This window comes from Phenylobacterium sp. (assembly GCF_036723115.1).
GTDB lineage: Bacteria > Pseudomonadota > Alphaproteobacteria > Caulobacterales > Caulobacteraceae > Phenylobacterium.
The window spans coordinates 35,731-44,549 of the sequence record NZ_DAIMHV010000009.1; the positions used below are offsets into that span (position 1 = coordinate 35,731).

Sequence of the window (8,819 nt, forward strand, 5' to 3'; positions counted from 1 at the left end):
CGGGCGAGGGGGCGAGGCCGCCTCGCCCCTCCCACCTCTCAGCCGGCCCCCGCGCCCGGTTGCACGCTCCCTTCCCAGACGCAGCGCCCCAGCCCTCGCTCGTGAGCCGGCTCTGGCGGCCGGGCGATCATCGACCTATCTTTCCACTGGGGCGTCGTGCCGACGCCGGCCCTGCGGAAAGCAAACCACCATGGCCGAATCGAATGTCTGGGAACGGGTGAGGGCGCAGGCCCGGGCCCTTCCGGCCCTCTATGGCCAGATCGATTTCGACCGGATGCCTGAACGGTTCGCCGACGATGCCGCCGACGCCATCGTCAAGGACCGCCGCCCCCTGGGCGTCGAAGTGCAACCGGAGGACCTGGAGACGGTCCGCGCCTACACCCTGCTGGGCGACGCCGTCGCCGACGCCTATGCCGCCCTGATGCCGCGATACGGCTTCCGCGGCTTGATCGACCAGCTCACCCTGGCCTGCGACCACGGGATCGACGCTGTCCAGGACGCGCCGCCCGAGCTGGCGGACTTCATCCATGCCATGGAGGCCAGGCCCAACTGGCTGGACATGGATCTGGTGGGCGAGGGGGCGCGGCTCGAGCGCAACGCCATGGCCAATCTGGCGCCCTTCGCCATCCGCGGGGCCTTCCTGGCCACATTCCTGAACAAGTACTCGGCCCTGCCCATGGCGCTGACCGGGACCTTGGGCCACGAGACCGCCGCCCGGCGCGTGAACGAGACCGCGGCCTTTTTCACCACCACGGTGCTGCCCGGTGCGCTGGAGCGGTTCGGGCCAGGGTTCAAGGCCGCAGCCATGGTGCGGCTGATGCACGCCATGGTGCGGTTTAACGCCATCCGCTCTGGTCAGTGGGACGCCAGGGTCTATGGCGTGCCGATTCCGCAGGTGGACCAGATGCCCGCAGGGCTCATCCCGGTCTTCCTCATGGCCTTCGGCGTCCTGCGGGAAGGGCGGACGGAATTCAATCCCACCGAGCGGGCGAGGGTGGAGTTCAGCCGCTACCGCTGCTTCCTGCTGGGCCTCCCGGCCGACCTGCTGGCTGATACGCCTCAGGGGATCGTGCGGTTGATGACCGCCCGCAACAGCACCCTGCGCGACGGCTTCGTGGACGAGATCTGCGGCGAGCTGATCCGCGCGACGCTGAGCGCCTATCTGCCGCCGGACCGGTCGCTGGCCAACCGGGTCCACAACCACCTGGAACGCCGTTTCGCCAAGGTCTTCTTCCTGCGCCACTTCCTGGGCGGAGATCAGGAAGCCGCCCGGGCCATGGGCATTGACGTGACGCCCGCCGACCTTGCGGTGGCGGGCCTGGCGCTCGCCGGACTGAGCCTGCAACTCACCGTCTTCAAGCACGCCGTCCGCACGCCACGGCTGGCGAAGCCGGCTGACAAGCTGTTGGTGAAACGTCTGAACCGACTCCTCAAGCGCTACGGTCACGCCGAGTACGCCACCGACGCCAGCCAGTACCGACCCACGCTCAAACCTCAGGCGGCAGGGACCCGCTGACCATCGCGGTCCAGTCGGCCGGCGCATCTGCGTCGGGATCGGTTTATCGCCTAATATACATTATCGGAAATTGTAGCGTGAACGTCCGGCCGTGCCATAATTTCCCACAGGGCGGCGCGTCCGGCGGCGCGATCAGGATTTCAGCTTCAACGAACTGAACACACGCTCGGCCTCTGGCAGCAAGGCGGCGAAATAATGCTCAGCCGGCGCGACGAAGATGGCCACATAGGTCTTGTCGCCAGCCTGAACCGCCACGGCGACCCCGGCGATATCCAGGCCCTCTGCTGACTTTGCGCTGATATCGAATCTGACGCCGGCATGTCCGTCAATTGTCGCTGGCGCCGGCCTTGAGGTCTCAACCCTCAGCAGCCCTCCGGCCGCCAGACTGTCGGCCACGAACTCCATGCGCTCGCTCGCCGACATGCCGCTGCGAATAGTGGGCGTCGGCCGCTCTTTGGCGCTCGCCCGGACAATATAGTCTCCGGGCGCCAGGCCATCGCTGATGTACAGACGGTTCAGCAGCGGCCCATCGATCGTGAGCAGCTTCACCTTCTTGGACCTGTCGGGCGTCAGGAGGGTTATGTCGGACCACTCCCGACCCAGCTGGGCCTGGGCCGACCCCACCGATACGGGGCCGGCGGGCACGCTGGCGATGCTGGCGCAGCTGGCGAGGAGCAGGCTGGCGGCGACGGCGGCCGAGACGGGACGCAGTATAACAGTCATCGCTTAGTCCTTACGAGGCTTGCATGGCGTCTTGAACGAGCCAGGCGTCTTCAGCCGCTGGCGCGAGACGAAGGTAGGTTTCATAGGCTGATCTCGCCCCGGCGGCGTCGCCGCGGCGCTTGCGCAGATCGCCCAGCTCGCGCCAGAGCGCCACCGGCGCGTCGGGGTGAGCGCTGGCCGCCACATAGGCCGCTTCGGCCAGCACCTCGTCGCCGGCATGGCGTCGCAGGCGGTAGGCTTCGCCGCGGTAGAATTCGAGCACGCCGAGATCAGTTTCCGGCCGAGCCAGCCGGTCAATCAGGAACAGCGTCTGGCCATAGTCCCGCCGCCGCAGGTCGTCCTTCAGCCAACGTCCGAGATGAGGACGGATCGCCGCACGCAGGCGCTCCCTCCCCTCATCGGCCCCGGTGACCTCAAGGCGCGCCGCCTCCACATCCAGCAGCTTCACGCGCTCCTGGGTAAGCGGGTGGCTGTCGAAAATCCCCAGACGGGCGTCGCGCTTGCGCACGCGCTCGAAATCCGACGAGGCGCTCTCACCGATGGTGTTGCGCCACATGGCGGGTCCGGCCGCAGCCGGGTAGCCCGCCGCGGCCATCCGCGCCAGACCAAGCCGGTCGGCCTCGCTCTCATTCTCGCGGGAGAAGCGGAAATGGGCGGCGACCGCGCCCAGATAGAGGGCGTCGATCAGGTTTCCGGTCGCATCGAGAATGGCCTGGGCGCCGTCATAGGTGGTGGCGCCAGCCGCGGCGGACACACCGACCACCGCCACGCCCACCGAGGCGGCGAGAACCAGGTTCTGGCGCACCTTCCGGGCCTGCAACTGTTCAGCGCTGTGGTTCTCGGCGAAATGGCTCACCTCGTGCCCGAGCACGAAGGCGAGTTCAGCCTCGCTTTCCACCCTGAGCAACAGGCCCGACCACACCTCGCCATAGCCATTGGGGGCCATGGTGGCGTTGGCGAACGGCCGGTCCATGACGTAAATGCGAAGCTCGGAACAATATTCCTGCGCGACCTTGCAGGTCAGGTTGCGCACATAGTCGTTCAAGGCGGGATCGGAATTGATCTCCGCCGAGCGGCGCGCCTGCGCCTCGGCCTTGTCCATGATGTCCCAAAGGCCGGCCTCGGCGGATTCCGCCGCAGGGCGCAGCCCAGGCGCACGCGCCTGGGCCCACGCCTGGGCGCCCGTCAACGCCAATGTGACGGCGATGGCGCAGATGCGCGCGCCGCGGGCCGGCGTCATATCAGAGAGGCGCATTCGCCAGCAGCGAGGTCGTGAGAGATTCCGCCCCCGGCGGCTCGCGCATGTCGGCCTGGGGTCCGGCGACCGCGACATTGAACCACACGATCTTTCCCGTCCGAAGATCGACCAGGGAGGCGAAGATCTGTTGCTGTCCCAACGGCACCGAAACCCCCAGCAGGCTCATGCCTACCGCCGTCGCCATCCGGCCGGAGCTGGCATAGGTCCCCTGCCCGCGAACGAACAAGGCGTAGTCGGCCTCGTGCTCGACCGCGAGCGTCTGAACCCCGTCACCCAGCGTCCAGTCAAACCCCCGCTTGGTGGGCAGCTTCTGAGGGCCGTAGCTGAAGTTCAAAATAGACTGGCCGACCGCCTCGTGAAGCCGGAGCAACTGCCCCTGGCGGCCGTCCATGGCGACCTCGGGATCAAGCACCTTGAGCGTGTGAGACCGGGCGCCGAGCTGGGCTTCAAGCTGGGCGGCGAGATTGCTCTGGGCCGCCTGGCTCCAGTCGGCCCGGGGCTCGGTGACGCCCCCCGCGGTGAGCATGCCCAGCTGCACATCGGGTTGCAGCAGAAGCACGCGCGCGCCCGGCGGGGGCTTTATGCCCGCCTCGGTCGCCAGTTTCGTATTTGTGGTGGTGCAGGCGGCCAGCAGAAGACAGGCCGTGGCCACGGCGAACAGTCGGCGCATCTATCCCCCCAGATCAACGCACCTCGGGGTTGTAGCACGCACAATTCCGCCCGCAAGGCGAAGCTTGCGGGATTTGACGATCGCCGCCCGCCAGCCGGCTCAGAACAGGTCCAGGTCGCCGTCGTCTTCGTGGAACGGCCCCATGTCCTCGCCGGTGGCCGCGCCCTGGATGCGTTTGACCACATCGCCCAGGGTGATGTGGCTGAGGGCCGAGGTCAGATCGACAGCTTCTTCCTCGCTGGCCTGAAGACCCAGGTCGCGGGCGAAGTTGGCCAGGGCCGTGAGATGCTGGTTCAGCATGTCGATCCGGTGCAGGTCCGGCATGATCCGCAGCCGCTCTTCGGGGCTGATCAGATCGAGCAGCTGGCCCAGCGTGTCGTCCAGATGCTGCGATGCGTTGCAGGCCATGGCGATTTCGCCCGCAAGTAGATTCAAAGCTTTGGCCGGGCTGATACGGACACGGTCTAGAATCTGTGCGGCCAACGCAGTCATGAATCGCTCCCCTGAGTCGGTGAAACTTGCGCTGAAGGCGCTTAAGGCCGGGTGAATCCCGTTCGGTGAGACCTTACGCCTCAGGCAGCCGCCGCTGACCGGAGACGATCTCCTTGAGCGTCCTCACGAAGAAGCCCGGCTCCAGCGCCGTAATCCTCGCCTCGAGGCTTTCTGGGGTATCGGTTTCCAGGACAGGCGCGCTCAGGCGGGCGACCTCCGGGCCGTGATCATAGTCGCCGTCGACGAGGTGGATCACGGCCGCGCTTTCCCGCGCGCCGGACGCGATAACCGCCTCGTGCACCCGCCGGCCGTACATCCCCTCCCCGCCGAACTGCGGCAGGGGGCCCGGGTGGATATTGAGAATGCGTCCCTGAAAGGCCCTCAGCACCTCCGGGCCGAGCTTGCGCAGGTACCCCGACAAGATGACGAGGTCTGCGCCGCTGTCGCGCAGAGCCTGGGCCAGGGCCATGTCGGCGGCGGCGGGATCGTCGCGGGTCGGGATCCAGGCCGTCGCCACGCCTGCGGCCGCGGCCGCCTCCAGGGCGGGAGCGGCCCGGTTGTTGCTGACCGCCAGCCGAGCCTCCGCCGCCAGCTCTCCCTCGGCGATGGCCTGCAGCACCGCGCGCATGCTGCTCCCATTTCGGGATGCCAGGAAAGCGAGCTTAAGCATTGGAGTAATTCAGGTCTTGCGGCTCAAGCTTGGCGTTGAATCGAAGGCCGTCAAAGGCCGGCTCCACGCCCGCAGGCAAGCGCGCCGCCAGGTCTTCATAGTCGAGGTCGATGTGAAGATTGGTCAGGATCGCGCGCTTCGGGCGCACCCGCTCGATCCAGGACAGGGCCAGATCCACATGGGCATGGGTGGGGTGGGGACGCCATCGCAGGGCGTCCACGACCCAGACCGACAGGCCCTCCAGGGCCGCGAAGGCCCCCTCCGGCAGGTCCACGACATCGCTGGAATAGGCCACGTCCCCGAACCGGTAACCCACGGAGCGGACGCCGCCATGGTCCTGGTCGAAGGTGGTCACGGGGATGACGCCTGAGGGGCCGTCGATCTCGAACTTCTCGCCCAGCGGGGGCAGCGGCCGATGGTCGCAGATGGCCGGATAGCCGCCCACCGGCTCGAAGATGTAGCCAAACCGCAGCGCCATGGTCGACCAGGTGGCCGCATCCATGTGGCAGGGAATGCGCGCTCTCTGACGAATGAAGAAGGCGCGGATGTCATCGATGCCGTGGGTCTGGTCGGCGTGGTCGTGGGTCAGCAACACCGCGTCCAGGCGCTGAACCCCGGCGCCTGCGGTTTGAAGTCGCAGGTCCGGCGATGTGTCCACCAGCAGGGTGGTCCAGGCGTCGGCCGCCCTCCCCTCCGTCGGCCGCCTGACCAGCAGGGAGCAGCGGCTGCGCCGGTTGCGCGGATCGGCGGGGTTACAGGCGCCCCAGTCCCCGTCCGCCCGGGGCACGCCGCCCGATGACCCGCTGCCTAGGATGGTGAACTCAAGCGCGCTCACGGGCGGGGGATCCGGTCGAACAGGTCGAAGAAGGCGTCCTGTGTCCGCGCCTCGGCGTCGGCCAGGGTCCAGCCCCGAATCTCGGCCAGACGGGCCAGCACATGGGGGAGGAAGGCCGGCTCGTTACGACGCCCCCGGTGGGGCACGGGCGCCAGATAGGGGCAGTCGGTCTCCACGATGATCCGCTCGGCGGGCATATCGGCGATCACGGCGCGCACATCCTCGGCCGCCTTGAAGGTGGCGATGCCCGAAACCGAGAACCAGGCGCCCAGCGCCGCGGCCCGGCGGGCCAGCTCCGCCCCGCTGGTGTAGCAGTGCATGAGCATGCGGAAGGGGCCTTGTGCGTATTCATCCTCCAGGATGTCGGCCATCACCGCGTCGGCCTCGCGGGTGTGGACCACCAGCGGCAGGCCCGTCCGCCGGGCGGCCGCCACATGGGCGCGAAACACCTTCGCCTGGATGTCCCGCGGACTGAGATCGTAGTGGAAGTCGAGCCCCGTCTCGCCGATGCCGACCACCTTGGGGTCGGCGGCCAGGTCGATCAGGGTCTGGGGCGACAGGTCCGGATCTTCCTTGGCCTCATGCGGGTGGGTGCCCACCGTGCACCAGATGTCAGGCGCCTCGGCCACCGCGCGCACCGCGGCGAAACCCGACACCTTGTCGCTGATATTGACCATCAGGGCGATGCCCGCGGCCCGGGCGCGCGCGATCACCTCGTCCCGGTCCTCATCGAACTGAGGGGCGTGCAGATTGACGTGGCTGTCGATGAGCATGGCGGGGCGGCGAACGGTCCGGGGTCAGGCGCGGGCGGCGAAGCGCAGGTCTCGAAGCGCCGAGAACAGGGCGTCGGCCCGGTCGAGATTGAGACCGTCCACCTCCCGCGGCAGGGCGTTCAGCCTCTCCCATGCCTGGGCCCAGGGATCAAGGCCGCCGATCCCGGCGGCGGCGCGCTCGGCCACCAGCCTGTGCAGGCGATCGCTGAGCCGCTCCACGAAGAGGGCGAAGTTGGCGCCGCCCTCCCCGCCCCGAAAGCGGTCGGCGAGCCCCAGGGCCGCGCCTTCATCCAGGTCCGGCAGGCGCGCCAGGATGTCGCGGGCCGCATCGTCCAGGGCGATGGCGGGGCCTGCGGCGAGCGTCAGGGCGCGGCCGGGCGCCTCGCCCGACATCCGCGCCAGGCGCAGGCTGTCCTCGACATTGAGCGAGGTTCGTGCGCGCAGGAAGGCGGCGGTGGCCTCGAGTCCCATGGGGCGGAACACGAGCCGCCGGCAGCGCGAGCGGATGGTCGGCAGCAGCCGCCCCGGCGCATGGGCGACCAGGAAGATCACCCCCCGCGGCGGCGGCTCCTCCAGTGTCTTCAGCACCGCATTGGCGGCGTTGACGTTCAGATCGTCGGCCGGATCGATGATCGCCACCCGGTGCGGCGCCGAGGCCGGCGACTTGGAAAAGAAGTCCGACAGCTTGCGCGCCTCATCCACGGGAATGGACTTGCGCATCTTGCCGTCCTCGCCCAGCCGCTCGATCACCAGCAGGTCGGGATGGGAGCGGGCGGTGACCTGCCGGCTGACCGGGTGGTCCGGGTCAGAGGTCAGGGGGTACGCCCCTTCGACGGCGGGCGCGCCCAGCAGCCGTCGGGCGGCGCGATAGGCGAAGGTCGCCTTGCCCACCCCTTCGGGCCCGGCCAGCAGCCAGGCGTGGTGCAGTCGGCCCCGGGCGCGCGCGGCCTCAAAGCCGGCCTCCGCCTCGGCGTGGCCCTCCAGATCGAAGACCTCGCGGGGATGGGGCGGCGCAGCCTCAGCCATGGCCGGGCGGCTCCAGCCGGGCGACCACGCCGTCCCAGACGGCCTGGCTCACCGCCTCCAGGGGGCGGGCGGCGTCCACCACCACGCACCGGTCAGGCTCGGCCCGGGCGATGTCGAGGAAGGCCTGGCGCAGGCGGGCATGGAACGCCGCGCCCTTGGATTCAAAACGGGTCTCCAGCCCCGCCCTCGCCGCCGCCCGTTCCAGGCCGGTCTCGGCCGGCAGGTCCAGGACGAGGGTCAGGTCCGGCCAATGGTCGGCGACCACATGCCGTTCCAGGGTCGCGATCAGCTCGGCCGGCGCGCCGCCGGCGGCGCCCTGATAGGCCCGCGTGGAATCGGCGAAGCGGTCGCACAGGACCCAGGCGCCCCGCTCCAGCGCCGGCGTGATCACCCGCTCCAGATGGTCGCGCCGCGCGGCGTACATCAGCAGGGTTTCGGTGAGCGGCGACCACCGATCGGCGGCGCCCTGGACCAGCAGGTCGCGCACCGCCTCGGCGCCGGGCGAACCCCCGGGTTCTCGGGTGGTCACCAACTCCAGGCCCAGGCCCCGAAGGCGTTCGGCCAGCAGCTTGAGCTGGGTGGACTTGCCGCCCCCTTCCCCGCCCTCGAATGTGATGAACCGGCCTCTGCGCACGGCTCCAAATTGTCCGCTTCGCCCGCGAAGTCCAGGGCTTCACGCTCAATAGGGGTGGATCACCCGGGCGTCGAAGAAGCCGGCCTGCGCCACCTGCTCGCGCACCTGCCAGGCCAGGCCCTCGTCGGAACCGGCGTCCAGCACAACGCGATAGAGGCCGCCCTCGGTGGGTTCGATCATGGCCTGGCCGGCATGAGACAGGCGCATGACGGCGCGCTCAGC

The 8,819-nt window shown here is 69.0% G+C and carries 11 protein-coding genes; 1 reads left to right on the forward strand and 10 read right to left on the reverse strand.

Features of this window, described 5'->3' with window-relative positions:
- Window positions 1–190 precede the first annotated feature (190 nt).
- Complete coding sequence (locus V7D28_RS02325; RefSeq protein ID WP_333585742.1) at window positions 191–1,516, forward strand: oxygenase MpaB family protein; 1,326 nt, start codon at window positions 191–193, stop codon at window positions 1,514–1,516.
- Between the two features lie 132 nt (window positions 1,517–1,648).
- On the opposite strand, the gene V7D28_RS02330 is transcribed toward V7D28_RS02325, so the two are convergent.
- The 10 genes from V7D28_RS02330 to V7D28_RS02375 all read right to left on the reverse strand — a co-directional run.
- Window positions 1,649–2,239: a hypothetical protein gene (locus V7D28_RS02330; RefSeq protein ID WP_333585743.1), complete on the reverse strand. Its 591-nt coding sequence runs from the start codon at window positions 2,237–2,239 to the stop codon at window positions 1,649–1,651.
- Window positions 2,240–2,249: 10 nt separating this feature from the next.
- The gene (locus V7D28_RS02335; protein ID WP_333585744.1) at window positions 2,250–3,494 is read right to left on the reverse strand and encodes a M48 family metalloprotease; all 1,245 of its coding nucleotides are present in this window, start codon (window positions 3,492–3,494) and stop codon (window positions 2,250–2,252) included.
- Window positions 3,481–4,167, reverse strand: a complete 687-nt coding sequence (locus V7D28_RS02340) for a hypothetical protein (RefSeq protein ID WP_333585745.1) — start codon at window positions 4,165–4,167, stop codon at window positions 3,481–3,483. The genes V7D28_RS02335 and V7D28_RS02340 overlap by 14 nt, the downstream gene beginning before the upstream one ends.
- A 99-nt stretch (window positions 4,168–4,266) precedes the next feature.
- On the reverse strand, window positions 4,267–4,575 hold the full coding sequence (locus V7D28_RS02345; RefSeq protein WP_333585746.1) for a hypothetical protein: 309 nt from the start codon (window positions 4,573–4,575) through the stop codon (window positions 4,267–4,269).
- Window positions 4,576–4,732: 157 nt separating this feature from the next.
- On the reverse strand, window positions 4,733–5,329 hold the full coding sequence (locus V7D28_RS02350; RefSeq protein WP_333585747.1) for a formyltransferase family protein: 597 nt from the start codon (window positions 5,327–5,329) through the stop codon (window positions 4,733–4,735).
- The gene (locus V7D28_RS02355; RefSeq protein ID WP_333585748.1) at window positions 5,322–6,164 is read right to left on the reverse strand and encodes an MBL fold metallo-hydrolase; all 843 of its coding nucleotides are present in this window, start codon (window positions 6,162–6,164) and stop codon (window positions 5,322–5,324) included. The genes V7D28_RS02350 and V7D28_RS02355 overlap by 8 nt, the downstream gene beginning before the upstream one ends.
- Window positions 6,161–6,937 (reverse strand): TatD family hydrolase, encoded by a 777-nt coding sequence (locus V7D28_RS02360; RefSeq protein WP_333585749.1) that lies wholly within the window; start codon window positions 6,935–6,937, stop codon window positions 6,161–6,163. The genes V7D28_RS02355 and V7D28_RS02360 overlap by 4 nt, the downstream gene beginning before the upstream one ends.
- A 24-nt stretch (window positions 6,938–6,961) precedes the next feature.
- Complete coding sequence (locus V7D28_RS02365) at window positions 6,962–7,963, reverse strand: DNA polymerase III subunit delta' (protein WP_333585750.1); 1,002 nt, start codon at window positions 7,961–7,963, stop codon at window positions 6,962–6,964.
- Window positions 7,956–8,597, reverse strand: coding sequence for a dTMP kinase (gene tmk, locus V7D28_RS02370; protein ID WP_333585751.1), 642 nt, complete (start codon window positions 8,595–8,597; stop codon window positions 7,956–7,958). Before tmk ends, V7D28_RS02365 begins: the two co-directional genes overlap by 8 nt.
- A gap of 45 nt (window positions 8,598–8,642) precedes the next feature.
- Window positions 8,643–8,819 (reverse strand): SPOR domain-containing protein (locus V7D28_RS02375; RefSeq protein WP_333585753.1); only part of this gene is annotated, 177 nt, incomplete at its 5' end.

What these genes read in the sequence shown, in the direction of transcription:
- V7D28_RS02325 (WP_333585742.1), top strand. Translation starts at nt 191, where the DNA reads ATGGCCGAATCGAATGTCTGGGAACGGGTGAGGGCGCAGGCCCGGGCC.
- V7D28_RS02330 (WP_333585743.1), bottom strand. Translation starts at nt 2,239, where the DNA reads ATGACTGTTATACTGCGTCCCGTCTCGGCCGCCGTCGCCGCCAGCCTG.
- V7D28_RS02335 (WP_333585744.1), bottom strand. Translation starts at nt 3,494, where the DNA reads ATGCGCCTCTCTGATATGACGCCGGCCCGCGGCGCGCGCATCTGCGCC.
- V7D28_RS02340 (WP_333585745.1), bottom strand. Translation starts at nt 4,167, where the DNA reads ATGCGCCGACTGTTCGCCGTGGCCACGGCCTGTCTTCTGCTGGCCGCC.
- V7D28_RS02345 (WP_333585746.1), bottom strand. Translation starts at nt 4,575, where the DNA reads ATGGCCTGCAACGCATCGCAGCATCTGGACGACACGCTGGGCCAGCTG.
- V7D28_RS02350 (WP_333585747.1), bottom strand. Translation starts at nt 5,329, where the DNA reads ATGCTTAAGCTCGCTTTCCTGGCATCCCGAAATGGGAGCAGCATGCGC.
- V7D28_RS02360 (WP_333585749.1), bottom strand. Translation starts at nt 6,937, where the DNA reads ATGCTCATCGACAGCCACGTCAATCTGCACGCCCCTCAGTTCGATGAG.
- V7D28_RS02365 (WP_333585750.1), bottom strand. Translation starts at nt 7,963, where the DNA reads ATGGCTGAGGCTGCGCCGCCCCATCCCCGCGAGGTCTTCGATCTGGAG.